15 protein-coding genes and 1 pseudogene are annotated in these 15,800 nt (G+C 47.2%); 8 read left to right on the plus strand and 8 right to left on the minus strand.

All coding sequences use genetic code 11. The features are described from left to right. Window positions 1-129: 129 nt before the first annotated feature. Window positions 130-567 (plus strand): hypothetical protein, encoded by a 438-nt coding sequence (locus CHB65_RS16830; protein WP_143420365.1) that lies wholly within the window; start codon window positions 130-132, stop codon window positions 565-567. Between the two features lie 162 nt (window positions 568-729). After that, window positions 730-1,920: a hypothetical protein gene (locus CHB65_RS07635; RefSeq protein WP_143420366.1), complete on the plus strand. Its 1,191-nt coding sequence runs from the start codon at window positions 730-732 to the stop codon at window positions 1,918-1,920. Window positions 1,921-1,934: 14 nt separating this feature from the next. Here CHB65_RS07635 and cmk read toward each other — a convergent pair whose 3' ends face one another. After that, window positions 1,935-2,483, minus strand: a complete 549-nt coding sequence (gene cmk, locus CHB65_RS07640) for a (d)CMP kinase (protein WP_089384470.1) — start codon at window positions 2,481-2,483, stop codon at window positions 1,935-1,937. Window positions 2,484-3,336: 853 nt separating this feature from the next. Here cmk and CHB65_RS07650 point away from each other — a divergent pair. The 3 genes from CHB65_RS07650 (at window position 3,337) to CHB65_RS16835 (ending at window position 6,148) form a co-directional block, all read left to right on the plus strand. Further along, window positions 3,337-4,002 carry a sigma factor-like helix-turn-helix DNA-binding protein gene (locus CHB65_RS07650; RefSeq protein WP_179213610.1) on the plus strand — a complete coding sequence of 222 codons (666 nt, stop codon included), beginning with the start codon at window positions 3,337-3,339 and terminating at the stop codon, window positions 4,000-4,002. Continuing rightward, complete coding sequence (locus CHB65_RS07655; RefSeq protein ID WP_089384472.1) at window positions 3,995-4,945, plus strand: recombinase family protein; 951 nt, start codon at window positions 3,995-3,997, stop codon at window positions 4,943-4,945. The genes CHB65_RS07650 and CHB65_RS07655 overlap by 8 nt, the downstream gene beginning before the upstream one ends. 834 nt (window positions 4,946-5,779) lie before the next feature. Then, window positions 5,780-6,148, plus strand: a complete 369-nt coding sequence (locus CHB65_RS16835; protein ID WP_143420367.1) for a DUF7344 domain-containing protein — start codon at window positions 5,780-5,782, stop codon at window positions 6,146-6,148. A gap of 194 nt (window positions 6,149-6,342) precedes the next feature. On the opposite strand, the gene CHB65_RS07665 is transcribed toward CHB65_RS16835, so the two are convergent. The 4 genes from CHB65_RS07665 to CHB65_RS16840 all read right to left on the minus strand — a co-directional run bounded on the left by CHB65_RS07665 (window position 6,343) and on the right by CHB65_RS16840 (window position 9,176). Then, window positions 6,343-6,702, minus strand: coding sequence for a hypothetical protein (locus CHB65_RS07665; RefSeq protein WP_089384474.1), 360 nt, complete (start codon window positions 6,700-6,702; stop codon window positions 6,343-6,345). A 68-nt stretch (window positions 6,703-6,770) separates the two neighbouring features. After that, window positions 6,771-7,166 (minus strand): hypothetical protein, encoded by a 396-nt coding sequence (locus CHB65_RS07670; RefSeq protein ID WP_089384475.1) that lies wholly within the window; start codon window positions 7,164-7,166, stop codon window positions 6,771-6,773. A 283-nt stretch (window positions 7,167-7,449) separates the two neighbouring features. Then, entirely contained in the window at window positions 7,450-8,184 is a 735-nt protein-coding gene (locus CHB65_RS07675) for a hypothetical protein (RefSeq protein ID WP_089384476.1), read from the minus strand. 440 nt (window positions 8,185-8,624) lie between these two features. After that, a complete protein-coding gene (locus CHB65_RS16840; protein ID WP_143420368.1) occupies window positions 8,625-9,176 on the minus strand; it encodes a hypothetical protein in 552 nt (183 codons plus the stop codon). A gap of 315 nt (window positions 9,177-9,491) precedes the next feature. Here CHB65_RS16840 and CHB65_RS07680 point away from each other — a divergent pair. Then, window positions 9,492-10,315 (plus strand): annotated as a pseudogene (locus tag CHB65_RS07680) (transposase). Here CHB65_RS07680 and CHB65_RS16845 read toward each other — a convergent pair. Then, the gene (locus CHB65_RS16845) at window positions 10,290-10,559 is read right to left on the minus strand and encodes a hypothetical protein (RefSeq protein ID WP_143420369.1); all 270 of its coding nucleotides are present in this window, start codon (window positions 10,557-10,559) and stop codon (window positions 10,290-10,292) included. The pseudogene CHB65_RS07680 and the gene CHB65_RS16845 overlap by 26 nt on opposite strands. 418 nt (window positions 10,560-10,977) lie before the next feature. Beyond that, entirely contained in the window at window positions 10,978-11,460 is a 483-nt protein-coding gene (locus CHB65_RS07690) for a hypothetical protein (RefSeq protein ID WP_089384478.1), read from the minus strand. A 141-nt stretch (window positions 11,461-11,601) separates the two neighbouring features. On the opposite strand from CHB65_RS07690, the gene CHB65_RS16850 reads away from it, so the two are divergent. Then, on the plus strand, window positions 11,602-12,765 hold the full coding sequence (locus CHB65_RS16850) for a hypothetical protein (RefSeq protein WP_143420370.1): 1,164 nt from the start codon (window positions 11,602-11,604) through the stop codon (window positions 12,763-12,765). A 163-nt stretch (window positions 12,766-12,928) separates the two neighbouring features. Here CHB65_RS16850 and CHB65_RS16855 read toward each other — a convergent pair whose 3' ends face one another. Further along, window positions 12,929-14,014 carry a hypothetical protein gene (locus tag CHB65_RS16855; RefSeq protein ID WP_143420371.1) on the minus strand — a complete coding sequence of 362 codons (1,086 nt, stop codon included), beginning with the start codon at window positions 14,012-14,014 and terminating at the stop codon, window positions 12,929-12,931. 248 nt (window positions 14,015-14,262) lie between these two features. On the opposite strand from CHB65_RS16855, the gene CHB65_RS16860 reads away from it, so the two are divergent. Next, window positions 14,263-15,384, plus strand: a complete 1,122-nt coding sequence (locus tag CHB65_RS16860) for a hypothetical protein (RefSeq protein WP_143420372.1) — start codon at window positions 14,263-14,265, stop codon at window positions 15,382-15,384. Window positions 15,385-15,800: the final 416 nt, after the last annotated feature.

The following is a 15,800-nucleotide window of genomic DNA, read 5'->3' on the forward strand; positions in this document are numbered from 1 at the left end:
CACCCCTCCAGACCAAATCAACCGCCACACGGAACAGCGCAGGGGCACCTGTTCATATTGCATCTGGTTGGAATAGAGTAAGGCTTCGGCCAAGGCTTTATCATAATTTGACCAAAATGAAAGTGTATAATGGCAGCCATATATTACGAGGAAAGTGGAGGTGAGGTTTACCACATTGACGAGATGTCTCAACGACTCCTCGTGTACGTATATTTACATGGAAGATCAAGCTTAGTGGACGCCGTTGAACCAGTTGGTGCCACAGACGAGCAGGGTATAAAAAAACGTGTTCAGAACCAGCTTGGATATAATGCTAGTGGATTAATTAAAACGGATGTTTCTGAGCAGATGAGATTGGATAAACAACTAGGCGATAGAATACAAACGTTATCGCTGACAGAAAGTGGAACAGAGTTTGTACGGAAACACCGCGCGGAGCTATCAATGCCGGCTGATGTCGCTAAGTTGTCGAAACGTGTTTCCGAACTCCAAGTCTATAATACTCTTGTAGAAGATCTCATTGACCGAGTAAATACACTAGAGGATCGACTCAATAAACTTGAGTAGAATGGCTCTGTTAAAACCCTCCGAGGTTGATATTTTTCAGCGGTCGTGCTGAATATAGAGTGTAGATTCAACAGATGACTGTATTTGGTCTTGACAATAGCATTTAATACCCCACCTGTTCAATACGCATTAAACTCGCGGAGGTAAACCATTCCACCGAAAGTGGTTTTGTCTGATGTTAGAGGCCGTGCTGGAGAGATAGGAGCAGGTGTCTCTTCATTGAAAGAAGAGGTTGAGATAGTTAAAATTACAACAGGGACATTTATAGAGGAACAACAGTCGGATATCTGGGTAGAAATAGTGCTTGGGAATGACTCTGATGAAGAATTGATGATAACTGAACTCGATATTCAAACTGACATCTCTGTTGAAGACTTTTCTCTGGGTGAATCTGACTACGTTTCAACTGAACTTGATACGACTACACCGTATTATGAGGCTGATAGTACACATGGAAATGATGGTGATGATAGGTGGGATAGCATGTACAAACATTTTGAAATTTTGGATGATACAGAACCGTATTTTGAGAAAGGTACTGTTGCCACAACAGACAAAGTGTTTTTACATACTGTCAACAGCGATATATTCTCTCAACGAGTAGTGACGATCCCTGTCACTTGCGACATTGAACCTCAGACAAAGGATGAAGATTGGACACACTTCACCTGCTATAATTTCGATACAGGCAGTGAGAGCGGTGAACCCAGTTTGCTCCCCAAGGAGGAGGTACGCGAGAAACTCATCACACAAGGTCCAGATTTTGATGAGTACGTAGATGCAATCACGTTCTGGATCCGGTTCAGCACCGATACCATACCAACATACAACGGTGAGGGAGAGTTTATTTTCGATCTACAAACGGCCAGTGAGTTTGGCCCGGTCAGGCATACATATCACTTTTATACGTTACCGAGGGGTGGGACGTTCGGGTCAAGCTGGACAAGTCCCGAGATTGAATACTGGTCACCGATGGAAGATCGGACAATGTTCATCCAGTGGGAAGATGAATATGGTGTCGAAGAGGCAACACAGACTGGGACCGGTAGCGATCGCCAGATGATTCGGGTTAGGGATGGAGTCCGTAACGAGGACAGCGTCACAACACGGGGTGACTATAAAATCTCTTCCGTCAAAGAAATTGATGACTCGCTCCGGGACTTTCTGAACATTACTCTAGCGATCTTGGGCACGCTGGTAATCGGCGCTTTCGTTGGAGGAGGCCAAATCTTCAATTTCGCTACTGTAACAGTAGCTGTCCTTTTTTTAATCTTCCTTTTGGTCCTCGTCCTGAATCTCTATGTACGTGATCTCTTTACTAATATCCTCTGGCGACTTTTTAGAGGACTGTGATTACACATCCCGTTCTACACTGATGGCGGCTTCACAATGAGATCCTCCTCAAAGAGTAGATTTTGTAGTTGCTCAAACGACTCGGAGACAGTGGCCTCCCCGGTATTGATGACTGCATCATACACCTGACGATCCTCAATATCGATCCCATAAAATTCGCGAGCCCTGAAACGAATGGATCTTTCGATAGACGGCACTCTTTCGCTGGCTTTTGCTACAGATATTCCCTCCCGATCAGCAAAACGTCGTATTCGCTGTTTATGGGGTGCGGTCATCCAGATATGTAAAGCAGTATTATCTAATCGATGTCCGGAATAGCAAGACTCTAAGATCACCCGATTGTACTCAGCGACTCGGCTGCGGATCTTGGCGTCCAGTTCCCGGTCGAGTTCTTCGTTCTCACAAAGCGTCTGGTCAAAGGCGACCAAACTCTGTCCGTGAGCTTCTGCAGCCTCACGAACGATCTCACCTGCCTCAATACGAGTGAAGGAATATCGATCTGCAAGCCGCATAGCCAGCGTCGTTGTTCCACTAGCTGGGTATCCCGAGAGTACGATATTCATTTATTGATCTATCTAGAGCAAGAAGGCACAAATAAGTTGAGACTGGAGTCAATGGAAACCGCCATCACATTATTTAAGACATAAATTATTTCATATATTAGGCCCATATTCCCGGGGCTTCGTGTTATAATTAGTTACTCTCCTAACACTACTGAATACGCGCGCTCTATTCAGCACTCGGATCTTGTCAGAGTCGAAGGATTTCAAAAAAGCCAGTAGAATGTATAATTAATATGAGTCTCGCTTATTGACTCCTTGTACAAGCAATATATTTATCAAATTGGTTTTGACACTAGCCTGTCTCTGTGGTTGAGATATGCGTGGGATCCCACCAGACTATCGCTCGTGCACCCACCTTCTTTGATCTGAGCTTATCTTCTTCTTCCAAATTTTCTAGTCGATTCCGTAGCCCTCGGTGAGTAATATCAAATTCCGCTGCTACTTCGCTAGTCGTCAAGACAGGTTCTGATGACGATTTAAACACCGCGAGTATCTCTTCGTCCGTCACTTCTGGGCGGCGACCCGGGCCATCACTCATCATGTTATCTGCTGGTACGTTTCGTGATAGCACTTTATTCTCTTGTGGGAACTATCATTTGTTCTTACAAAAGAACTATTAATCACGATGTCATAGACATGGCACGGTCACTGATGAGATCGACTGAGAACCCGATATACCCTATCCGTCTACGCCGCGGTAGCTGGTCTAACTATCCGGATAAGCGAGGATACGAAGGGGTAGTGTAATATGTCGTCAGAATCACAGGCCTGTCGCCAGTGCCCTGCGTGCAGTTCGGAACAAATTGATCGAACCATCGACGACATAGGCGGAATCTGTGAGGCCTGTGGATTTGTGGTTGATCACGATTCTGTCTCCCTTGACTGGGAAATTGCAGACGGCGTACTCCGCCGGTCAAATAATAGAGAGTGGCGCTCGGCGTGTCACATACACAATGCCACTGAAAAACGGCTGATGCAGGCTATTGAAATATTAGAGACTCTAGGCGATGATCTCGATCTCTCGAACGATCTCCGTGATGCAGCGGTTGATGTCTATTGTGATGCTTTTCGGTCTGGAGTCACTGACGGGCGAGTCACCGCATGTGTGGTCGCCGTGGCGTTGTGCATTGCCTCACGACGCACAGGCCATCCCATCCCAATGAGTCGGCTCACTCAGAGCGAGCAAGTTGACGAAACAAAATACAACCGCTGTTACATTGCTGTTTGTGACGCTCTAGATGTCGATTTGCAACTTCTAAGCCCATCAGATTACTTGGCATTTATTCGTGGACAGCTATCGGGTGAGACTGACGATCAGGATCCTGCAGCAGAACTACTAGACGCTGTTGGAGAGGATACACAATTTGTCGGGAAGGATCCCGCGGGAGTCGCTGCTGCCAGCGTCTATCTCGTTGAACAAGAGCACACTCAAAAGGAGGTTGCCGAGGTCGTCGGATTATCTACAGAAACGATCCGTCAGCGGGTAAGCGACCTACGAGAGGTGGCTGACGATGTTTGATCGAGATCAAGTCCGGACCCGAGTCGCTGAGCAGGATGATCCCGATGAACTACGAGCAGCAGTGTATGCGCGCACCTCATCGACAAGCCAGAAGTACGGATACTCACTCGATGAGCAAGTGAGTCGGTGTCTTAGCCGATGTAGATTGCTCGGCTGGGACGTGCTGTTCGTGTATCGAGACGGTGCCGAGAGTGGCAAAGATACTGACCGACCGATGTTTAAACGGATGCTTAGCGCCGCCGAGAAGCGAGTATTTGACGTGATCGTCTTTTGGAAGCTAGATCGGTTTTCTAGAAGCCTTTTACACGCAGTCCAGCTGGAATCAGAACTCCGGCAGCATGGTGTGTATCTGTATTCAGTGACTGAACAGATCGATACGACCTCTGCAACTGGGAGATTTAATTTTAGGAATCTGGCGAGTGCCGCCGAATTTGAGAGGGATATGATCCGCCAACGCACCCAGATAGGGCTTGATGCACTTGCATCTGAGGCATGCTGGCCCAATGCCTCTGCGCCACTTGGATACAAGATCGACAACGACGGACGTCTACAGATTATCGAGGAAGAGGCGGAATTGGTGAGAGATATTTTTGAAATGTATATCAAGGCCAGATCGATGCCTGACGTAGCAGCGGATCTGAACAGCAGAGGTATCCAGACCAAGCAAGGTGGGGACTGGACACCACGTGCGGTCGGCGACGTGCTCCGGAACGAGATATATACAGGCCAGTACGAAGTTGGCGAGATTTCGAAGCATGTTCAAGAATACCAAATCATCAAGACAGAGATATTTGAGGAGGTCACGGCCATCCGTCGGCGGTTTGTCGAGGATGAAGATGCGAAGAGGTCACCGATGGCCGACAGCCGCAAAGAGCGCGCTATCACCCGCGTACGTGAGATGTACCGGGACTACCGAGAGGGATCAATCGGTGATAGCTTATGAGCGCTCACTGGACTGCAGGTATTCCTCCTCCGAGCTATGGATGCCTATCCGAGAAGAAACAACATGAAAATGAAGAAACAGATCAATAATGACCGAAACACGCGACCTCGTCGATACGGAACGCCATTCAATCATCAAACAGCGAACAGCGATTGTGGATGCTATTACCTCTACGTCTTCGGTCGCTGCACACCTGTACGCCGTTATCGAGACCACAGACCACAACATCAACCGGACGCCTCGACAGAATGGAGAGGAGAGAGTCACACTGCATGTCGGCAGAGATGGTCTGAGACAGTGGCTACGCTACGGATGCGAACGTGTGATGCAGATCGGGGGACAAACAGTTTGTCGCCCTCATAAACGGCATGGAGCCTTTACGCGACCGTCTGATGGCTATCACGACGCGAGTTCCTGCGCTGGTGTTGAAAATCCTGCTGGCTGCCTCATCCACGATTTGTTCGGCGGCGATGCACGTTTATCACAGCAGCTGGTTACTTCCCGACCAACTAAGAGACACTTGTGGGAGATAGCAGTCGACACGCCACAACCAGCAGACATCGGATTGATTGTCGAGGCTATTCGCTATCTGGACTCACGAGATGTGTCTCTCCCAGCACATGGCCATGTGAACACACGGCTCGTAAACCCACTGTACGACGAGAAAGAGGTATTGCGGACATACCTAACTCAGACCGTGACGGACTCGATGCATCACAAAGATCAGCGTTGGCGTGATTCAACGTGTGAGAAGCATATCGCTGCGTTGCGGGAACAGCTAGCTGTTCGAGATGAATTACACCCTGCGATCTATCCTGACGGAGGTGAACGCTGATGAGCCAAAAGGCATGGCAGCATCCACAGCACGCGTATCCCGAGCGCATTTCGCGCCTGTATAACTGTCTCTCAGCGACACGACGATGCTGCGTTATTCAAATACTTGCTGCGAGTGAATCTGATGATGAGCCCATGTCTGTGCGCTCATTAGCGCGACAAATTACAGCAGCAGAACAAGATATCCGTATTGAGGCAGCGACAGGCGATCCGTACCGTAGCGTGTACATGACGCTTGTAGATACTCATCTCCCAACGCTAGATAGGGCCAACATTATCGAGTATGACTCAGATCGGCAGACTGTAGCCACAGGGCAGGATCTCGATGATGCCGTGCAGTTGCTGCGAGTTTTCGATGACAACAAGTAGATATTCCGCTCTATCGGTCTCACGCAGTGAACGATCAAATCATCTGTGACGGATACACGGACCAAGGGTAGTCAATAGATGGGTGATACCTGATTAGCTCGGCTAAAAGCTAGTGCCGCTTCAACTGTGAATCGCTAGGTTCGTCGGCTACAGAGTCTCTTAGTTGATTGTAGCTGATCAGGCTTGAAGCAGCACTAGTTTTCTTCAGTAAAAACAGTAATACCGCGATCAACCAGCAAATGCTCCTTCTCTGTCTCATCCAGTATCTTTCCAAAGAACTCTTCGGATTCACATGCTGCCATCATAGGGTATTTCGCCCGACCGATGTTCTTGCCCCCTCTGGCGCTGCGGAACCCAACCACTACTTGATCTTTTGATTTAGCCACTTGGATGACTTTTTGTGACTCAGGATACGCTCCTGTTTGAGCAATCACTGTCCGTCCTTTTGACGTATACTGCTTGTTGAAATAATCAAAATCAGCAGTCAGAAAAGCCTCTAGTTGGAGCAGGACCGCTGCGACCGATTCTAACTCAAGCACATCTAGCGGAATCATCTGCGTCGAACACCGCTAACGCGGTGTCGGTGTCCTCTTCAGTATCAACAATTTCCTACAAAAGAACGCTAATTTCTAACGTTGTCAGCTGCTTCCTCCACGATCTCGTCAGCTGCTTCCTCCACGATCTCGTCAGCTGCTTCCTCCACGATCTCGTCATCTAATTCGTCGTCCTCTACATTATCCTGAATGAACACCAACAGGAGACTCCAAATTGTCAATATCATTAGAGCACTAGTAAGTGCGAAAAGCTCAAGTTGATCAAATATGAATATAGTCTGATTGGCTCCTTCCAGAGTTGTATACATAGTCATTAATATAGTCATTCCCGCTATCGCAGAACAAATTACAGCAACATATTTCCCGAGACCTTCTGCATCATAATTCTTTAACACATACGCGAGAATCCCCAATATCACACTGTACAACGTAACAAGAGCTCCCATTACTTCAGCGCCTGTCATGGTAGTTGAATATTCTCACCAGTATATATTATTAACTGACATAGAAAAGAAACAGAATTTAATTTCCTACCAGCCCGGTATCCCATCTTCACGCTCACTCTTGATAGTTTTCCGGTTTCACGCTTTGTCACCGATACAAGTGCACATAGGGCACCCTGAGCGTGCCATAGAATGGTTACGCGCCCTTTTATTCCATACCTACTAACCACCAGTTGAAAATCATACAGTATGAGTCGGCCACAACATGTTTTAATTGACTAATAGATCAGAAAGATAGAGACATCTATATTGACAGCGACCAAACGAACTCGACATACGCGACAAACAACGAGTAGAAAACCCAGAGGGCGCTAATGCAGAGAAATATTGGATAGGATACGTCTTTGAGATGCCTCCACGAAGTGCTCGAATAGACGGGCTTCTCTCGCACCGGGTCAATCCAACCGGGTAGATGTTGGATGATAGGCTCCGCGTGATTGTCGCCTACTACTGCTACGACCCGTCCTCCATCCTTAGCTGCATCAGTGATCAATTCCGCCATCAGTTCGTTCCGACTATTATTAGTCCTAGCAGATTCATGAAAACGGAGAAACAATAATGGAACAAGTGCACTCCCGAGCAAAAGTGGGACCCCGAGGAGGTGGTTGCCTAATATTCCATAGAATGCAGAGATAGAAAATAATCCCAGAAACATAATCGCGGCAGCAACCCTTGCAAGGCTGTGAGAGTTTTCGAGGACTGAAGCATCCGATTTACGGGTTTTCACAACTTCGCCATCTTGCGCTTTGGTGATATCTTCAAGGACAGAACTGTCGGTTTGGAGAATTCGAAAGAACAGGTAGTTAGTGAGCATCATTACAAAGGCGTACCACTGTTGGGTCAGAGAATACTCAGCTTCATTCTCTGGGCCTTCCAGAATAAGATGGTCGACACCCTCAACCAGAAGCTCTCGTTCGTGGGCGAGATCACCCTTCGAGCTATGCAACTCGCCTTTGATAATAATCTCGCAATCAGTCATTCACAGGGTTGATTCACCCGTTTTACTTAAATTTGCTTCTGTGGGAACAACCGCAGGGGTAGCTATCGAGGGCCAACCCTTTCAGTAAACAAGTAGATCTACTGGAGAGTCATCAGATCATCTTTAACAAGAGTCACGGAAACGGCTCTGTTGAAATCCTTGAGCGATGATAGGTTTCGGGCGTTGTGCTGAATATAGAGGGTGAGTTCAGCAAGGTGGCTGGTTGCTTACGACCAATCTATGCTGAACTAGCTGGCCACTGAAGACGGCGTATTGATTACGATGAGCTCTACCAGCTTCAGACGATATCCTGAGAGCTGTACGACAGACCGCGCAAATTTTGGATTGAGGATCCGATAAAACAGGACGCTATTTACACGGGATATTTCACAAGAGTAGTCTATGTTAATTATATTAGAAAACTCCAACTATCTTCCTAATCATGATCGCAGAGAAAGGACAGAAATGGTAAATCCTCCGATACCATCGGCCTGCTCTACTGCCCGCCTGAGACATATCTTTCTCTTCTCCCACGAGAGGTCATTCATAAATTCTTCTTCTTGTACGTGGTTACATACTATCTGGAGAATTTTTGTGACTTCGGTAGAATTTGAAATGCCATTAAGTTCAAATAATATACAATCAGATTCCGACAATTTTCGGTAAAAAATATTTTTCCTCGTGTTCTTGTCTACTTTCTCTTCTGCTTTGGCTAAGTAACCGGGATGATCTTCAAACACTACCAGAGCTGGATGGTTACCACTCCACTTCTCCTCAACTCTTTCGGGCAGATCCGACATACGCAACGATGAAAATCGTATATAAATCTCATCATCCAGATATTCTCCGACCCTCTCAAAATTGTCATCAAGCGCTAGAGTCACCTCATCCCTTAGATCCGGTTCAGGTCTCAACTCAAGTATATAGCCATCGTAAGCCCCAATTCTAACGAGGTTATTAGAGGATGTGATAACAGCGGCTGGCCGTGGCATGACATATTATTTAGTTGCAAAAATAATAAGATTTCCTTGGCGTGTACTGAGTAGTTAACCCCGACGTGAGCCGATAGTGAAAGCCTGTACTGATTAGGGAGATTAACCTGAGAGGTAACGTTCATCCCGTGCCACATTCGCTCGGTAGATGCAGCACGCAGTTCGTATCAGATCTGAAGGATTTCAACAGAGCCAAATAATCAAGGGTATTTATTTTCGAATGCCATTCCCTATTCTGCTGCTCTATTGAAAATGGAAGACGGCAACGCGATCACGCCGTAATGAGTTTAGGAAAACGAGGTCGAGAAGACGGTAATGGGAGTCGTCTTGCTCGACCTCGCTAAGACAGCACTACGCGTAGCTAAACAATCGTTAGGGAAGCGAGCGGGCAAGCCCGTCTCAGGCGGGCCTGCCCGCGAGGCGCATATGTCGCGCACGTTATTTGCAAGGAAGAGGGCCACAGCTATGCCGAACTCGTTGATCGGCTTAGCCTCATGCCAGACGTGTGTGATTGTCTTGGGATCAGCTCGGATGCTCCCCCCGATCCAACCACGTTCTACCACTCGTTTGATCGATACGCGATGCATGTTTGGCGGGCGTTGCTGCGCGTTTCAGCGCAGCAACACCCGCAATCTGGTTACGTTGCACTCGACAGCACGTTCTTCGAGCGATCTAACGCGTCCCAGTACTACTGTCAGCGGAAAGGACGGAAAGTAGAGACGGTCAAAGCAACGACATTAACCGATACAGAGTCGCTGGCGGTGCTGGACGTGCACTGCTGTATCGGGCGTGAGTATGATACGAAGGCTGGCCCGCGGGTCGTCCGCCGGAACGCGGGCTACCTGCTGGCCGTCGCTGCTGATAACGGATTCCAAGATTGGTACTCAGAATACGAAATGGCCGCATTAAATGTGGACTACCTCATTCAGTACCGTGGATCGACTCCGAAAGCAGCAGCAAACAACGCGCTGATCCGGTCAAAAGGCTACACACAGCGGTAGATGTCAGAAACATCCTACTCAATGGTCAAGCGAACGCAGGACTCCGCCCTGCGTTCGCAGTTATGGTAACGAAAGTTCCGTGAGATCATCCTCTCGTTCGCCCTCAACAACCTCAAGAGGCTCGCCAAAAGACTATGATCCCGCTCCCGCACCGCATTTTCAATAGAGCAGGGGAATCGACAACCGAGAGCGTGGCGAATTTCCACGAGTAGGCGTAGTTGCGGCCCGGTTTCGTCCCCTGCACCCAGCCGGGACGGTCGTCAGGGTCGATGGTGCCGTACCACGGCCAATCCGTGATGTCCGCCGCCACGTCGACGGACTCTCTGGAGTCGTGGTACAGCTCTGCGAGGTCAATCAGGGCCTCGTTCGCGGCGATGAACATCCGTTCGACCTCGCGCTGCTGGATGGGGTAGACGTGGTGAAACAGGTCTTGGCTGTCCGGAACCGGGCGTTCGTAGTAGAACGGCTTGAGCGCCAGATTCTCCGCTGCCTCGTTCGGAAAAATGCCGTCTTTCCCGGCGGCCGCGAGGATCGACAGCAGTTCGTCCTTCCGGTAGGTCGTGCTTGCGTCGCGGTCGAAGCGGACGAACTGCTGGATCGACTGTCCATCTGGTAGCCGATCTCTACGACCTTGGGCGGGCCGCTCCCGTCCGGGGTCGGATCCGGGTCTGGAAGCCCGAGGGCGTCGGTGTCCATCCCGTGGGCCCTGAGACGGTCGGCAAGCAATTCACGCTCAGCCTTGATATAGGCCTCTGCTTCAGGCTGAACACGATCCTCGATGCGGTTGATTGTCGGCTGGCTCACCGGTTTGTAGACAGCCAGCCGCTCACGGAACGATTTTCGGTTGAACCGGTTGGCGATGCGGAGCTGCGGGAGCGTTGAGAGCTCGTCAAAGATGTACAACCGGAACGCCTCTCCGGTAGAAAGTTTGCCCGAGAATTGGGGGTCGCCTCGAAGTCGAGATACTTCCCCTCTACGTCGATCTGTCCGATCTGCTCACCGAGTAGTTCGTGGGGCGTCGGGTCGGCACTCTCACACCACCCGTCGGGCAGCCCCTCGAAGATGAGTTCGGCCAGCGACACCTCGATGACGCGCTCTTCCAGCTCCTCGCGGTAGCTCTGATACTCGGCGTAGCTGTCGAACTCCTCGAAGATGTCGCCGTACTCGCCTTCTATGCCGAGAATCGCAGGCGGTTCCCAGTCCTCGGGCTCGTCCGGCCACGTCGGCCGTTCCGCCCCGTCTTCCTCGGAGGCGTTCTGGCCGTCGTCGCCGGGGGCTGTCATACCGCCGGCAAGCGACCGCGGGTACTAAAATATAGCTGAAGATGTGGTGGTGATTACCCCTCTTGAGGTTCTCAGTTCTGACGAGAATATAACAGAGAACAACATCTTTGTCGAATCGGCTTGATGGTTCGACTATGGAGAATGAATATTGATCACCACAAATTCAGCCTAAAATATGTGGAGATAATCGAAGATGTCTTACACCTTGGTGAATCCGAATCTATTCGTCCTGTTCCAGAGGCTCGTGTTGAAGAACTTTCTCGAAGGCTATACACTCATTTTTCGGTGTGGCAACGAGGAGCATTAAATTCATTAAGAAATAGTGACCAAAATATTGTATTTCACTTTGGCAATTCTGATAGACTTACTGAAACTCTGGAATACTCTCCATTATATGCCGACCACGTTGTCTTGCAAGATTTGATTTTTCGACAACTACAGACGCGAACTACTCCAGCGAAGAAACTAATGAGAATTAAACCGGTTATAAATGAGATTATAAAGTGGAAGCCACTTATAGAAGAAGGACGAGTGTCGATAGTGCCAAGTCCTAGGTATTGGGATGATCAAATTGAGGAACATCATATGGGGTTAGGGCCTCAAGAACGTCTGTTTGCTTCACCTCTTTATGCCTCAGTTTTATTGGATTGTCAACCCTTGACGGATGTTCCCACTATAGAGCGTAAGCTTCCTAAATTAGCAAAAAGCAGTATGGGGGAAGAAATAGCAAAAATTAGCGTAGACCAGAACGCAGTTAGCACAGAAGAGATATTTGAAGATGAGGAATTTTATAGAAATACGCTATCAGAGTTTGAAAACAACCAAGTATTTGATTTACTTCCGAACTTAATTGGGTCATCTCCAAAAAACAGCAATCCCGAGCTTTGGTGCTTGAAAGATCCAGACCCGGAACAATTGAGTGAGCTGTCTGAAGATATTCATGGATTCCGTGAGTGGATTCATGAGACAATTAGAGAAATTGAAGAGGTGGATGATGCAAGCGAAATACACGAGATCGTAGAGGTTGCTTCTGAACAGGCCCAGAAAGAGTATGTAACAATTCACCAAGAGAGGGTTGAATATCGAGACCAATTAGGTAAACAATCTATCCGGGTTGTATTCCAAAGTATCCCAATTGTCGTAGGAGTAACTCATCAAGATATTCTAATATCTATGTTAAGTTCAACCGCAGGTGCTGGGTTGACTGGGATAGAATTGTATGATCTAATCAAAAAATGGAGAGAGGGGCCATCTGAGTCGCATAATTCTGTATTCAGAGTCTTTAACTTCTTTGATAAGAATTGATCTAATTTGAGCCTCTTCTTTTGATTCATCTCTTTCTATAAGATACTAGCTCAGACCTTCCTGTTCGTTCTGACACCCTTCTAAAATTGGTGTTTAATTTTTCTTGCGAAAAACGCTGGACCAGCAAATAAATCTGGGGGATTATTTATTCCCTAAGAATGTTCTAAACAGGAGATTGATCGACCAGTTGCCTCTCATCATCTATATACAGTTGACGGGCATCTTCACGCAAATAGACTCCCCACGGATCAGTTTCCATCAAGTAATTTAAATTTGCTAGATATTCGATGGACTCTCCACGTATGAAAACAATATGTTCTGGGGCCATCTGTTCTGGGAACTTCACCAGATCGGTTATTGAATCCACAAATTTATTCATCGCCCTAATAGATTCGCGAATTATATACGCTAATACGGGCCAAAGAGGTGCTACTTTATTTTCTGATATGTGTTCACTATCCCATTCATTTTCAAAATAATGTAACACTGGATCATCTGTACTCACGCCCAATCCGGAAGATGATCTGAAAATTGGCCCAACTGTCTTCCCGTGGTGAACTATTGAATCTCTCGCATCGCGTATTTTTGCGAACGGTTCTGCGGCATCAACATAGTACTCCGCAAATTCCTCTGGTATTCCATAATCTTCTGTTAATTGGTCTACTTCAACTGGATCATCTCCATGCAACGCCATCGATGAGAATTTTTTAGACAACGTATTAGTACCCCCACCATCCTGCAATTCAACTCGATCCCAAGTGTTGCGGATTACCTTCTGCAACGTCTCATACATACTCCTACAAGTAGTAAGAATATATTCAATTTCAGTTTTGATAAAATGTGTCGAGTTCGAATTCCCTTCTTGAATCAAGTAATCAAATAATCCAATCTGCGCCATACTACTCGAAAGATGGCGTAAATCGGAAAGTAACATATTGACGAGCGTTGATGTATCTCTGAACATAGCACACTGTATATAAAATTCAAAGAATTTTGAATGGACATCTCTCCACGAAGTTGCTTCTGTGCCAAAATAGATGTTTTCTGACGGCCATCCACGAAGGCGGGTTAATTCGTCATCCTGTACCGCCCAAATATACCAATCAGATTCATCACCCCAATCCCGATACTCTTCACCATCATAATCAGGATCATAAACTGGGTACAACGGAAGCTCCTCTGGATTAATGTTATCTCGGAAATGAAACAATCTGTCTAATTCATCCTTCTTGATAGACCCTCTACTCATGAGATTCCGTATTCATTGAGAACGTATATAATTCCGTCCACGAGAATGTTCACAATCCCGTTAGATCAAAATCTCCGAGTGGGAGGATGAAGAACTCGAATCCGAACTAATGCTGCTTCAAACCTGATCTGCTACAATCAACCAAGAGACGCTGTATCGGATGAACCTAGCGATTCACAATTGAAGCGGCACTATGTCCAACCACCCATCCACTAGATTGATTCCAATTACTATCCTATGGCTAAGCAATGCCACGACCTAATAAACAAATTCAAAAACTTGATACAGATTGGCCCGGGATTATACTCATTCTCTGCAACGGGGACACGTTGTTCGGAAAATGTCATGAATCTCATTGGTCTGGTGATGAAATTGAACTAATCAGTCTCCTTTGGGACAGGTATTTTGAGATTCCCAAAGATCGGGTTGCTGGAATATATCCTATAACTGCCTCACAAGAGAAAATTGAAAATAGTGTACAGAGTGATAACTCACCGTTAATTCAGAATCTGTCTAAATTTACTGAAAGAAAGGTGAATGAACACGGATTTAATACGCATTCAATCGGTTTATCTTATTTTTCTTCAATCGACTCGGAGTTAGGAGAGGCACCACAGGTTAATATCCCAAAAGAGGATACTGATAAGAGGTCATCGGATACCGATGCATACGGTGAAAAAGTTAAACCGGTTGACCGGCACTACGGCGGCCCACCACCGTCTGACGATGAAGAATATGATGAAAATGACAGTTTAAGTCAGGAGACTATACAATCGGTCACGCATACTGTTGAGCGACGGGGCGAGGTCTGGGCAGAAGAGAAAAGTTGGTTTGAAGAAGGATTTGACTGGGGAGCAATTGAATTTGATAACGACACACCACTTTACTGCGACTGGGATTTTCTCACCCGGAAACAAGGAAAGACTTTGAACAGTCTGGGTGCAGGAGCATTAGGACTCAGTTTATCTGCAGGATGGGACACACAGCTCTGGTCAGACTTCCAGAATAAAGTTGATGAAAGCAAAACACCCATTCAGTCAATATCTAATGAACATGAAGTGACTGTTGTAGGACATACTCAGTTCATTTCTTTAGGAGGTGGGGGATTGTCGATGACAATGGAAGGAGATGACTGGTATGCCGCAATCATTTCCCCCTCCCCAATTAAAAAAATAGATCAGTTATCGGATTATGACTGGGCTATCGTCTTTTTCAAATCGGACTGCTTTATGTTTCCAAAGAGTTTGTGGGACCAAATAGAAGAGCGAATGAATGTCTACGGCGATGTAGTTAGCACGAATTTCAGTACACCTATAGGTGAAGCGAAATGTTTCGTGAAGGCCCGAGCTTGTGCGTATATTGAGGACTGACTTTTCTGGACTTTACTGACGTGAGCTACCTCCGCAAGAACCATTGACTCGCGTGCCTTGCCTCTCCTATGCCGGACGCATCTCTCGCTCGCTCTACTATGTGAGAAGTGACGGCCAGCGTGGATGCTCACTCGTTGGATAGCAATCAAAAATGGGTATGGAGCGCAGGTCGGGTTCCCCAAAATAAATGAAGGCAGGTATTTCCTATGTGATTATTTGGTGGATGCTAGTTGCCAAAGGCGTGCATTCCCGACTTTTCGGGAAGTCACCTCTCACCCGTCTTCTAAGTCCGAGAGTTTGGCGAATGCTGTCCGGTAAGAGTGATTATTTCGCATCTGCATTAGATTTGCATGAGAAGTAAATGAGATTACATGCCGTTTGGGTGAATGTTTTGGAAAGATCAACTTGCGCCTGAG

This window comes from Halorubrum vacuolatum (assembly GCF_900188065.1).
GTDB lineage: Archaea > Halobacteriota > Halobacteria > Halobacteriales > Haloferacaceae > Halorubrum > Halorubrum vacuolatum.

Excerpts from the sequence above, each read along its gene's own strand:
- CHB65_RS16830 (WP_143420365.1), top strand. The coding sequence starts at position 130 with ATGGCAGCCATATATTACGAGGAAAGTGGAGGTGAGGTTTACCACATT.
- cmk (WP_089384470.1), bottom strand. The coding sequence starts at position 2,483 with ATGAATATCGTACTCTCGGGATACCCAGCTAGTGGAACAACGACGCTG.
- CHB65_RS07655 (WP_089384472.1), top strand. The coding sequence starts at position 3,995 with ATGTTTGATCGAGATCAAGTCCGGACCCGAGTCGCTGAGCAGGATGAT.
- CHB65_RS16835 (WP_143420367.1), top strand. The coding sequence starts at position 5,780 with ATGAGCCAAAAGGCATGGCAGCATCCACAGCACGCGTATCCCGAGCGC.
- CHB65_RS07665 (WP_089384474.1), bottom strand. The coding sequence starts at position 6,702 with ATGATTCCGCTAGATGTGCTTGAGTTAGAATCGGTCGCAGCGGTCCTG.
- CHB65_RS07670 (WP_089384475.1), bottom strand. The coding sequence starts at position 7,166 with ATGACAGGCGCTGAAGTAATGGGAGCTCTTGTTACGTTGTACAGTGTG.
- CHB65_RS07675 (WP_089384476.1), bottom strand. The coding sequence starts at position 8,184 with ATGACTGATTGCGAGATTATTATCAAAGGCGAGTTGCATAGCTCGAAG.
- CHB65_RS16840 (WP_143420368.1), bottom strand. The coding sequence starts at position 9,176 with ATGCCACGGCCAGCCGCTGTTATCACATCCTCTAATAACCTCGTTAGA.
- CHB65_RS16845 (WP_143420369.1), bottom strand. The coding sequence starts at position 10,559 with ATGTTCATCGCCGCGAACGAGGCCCTGATTGACCTCGCAGAGCTGTAC.
- CHB65_RS07690 (WP_089384478.1), bottom strand. The coding sequence starts at position 11,460 with ATGACAGCCCCCGGCGACGACGGCCAGAACGCCTCCGAGGAAGACGGG.
- CHB65_RS16850 (WP_143420370.1), top strand. The coding sequence starts at position 11,602 with ATGAATATTGATCACCACAAATTCAGCCTAAAATATGTGGAGATAATC.
- CHB65_RS16855 (WP_143420371.1), bottom strand. The coding sequence starts at position 14,014 with ATGAGTAGAGGGTCTATCAAGAAGGATGAATTAGACAGATTGTTTCAT.
- CHB65_RS16860 (WP_143420372.1), top strand. The coding sequence starts at position 14,263 with ATGCCACGACCTAATAAACAAATTCAAAAACTTGATACAGATTGGCCC.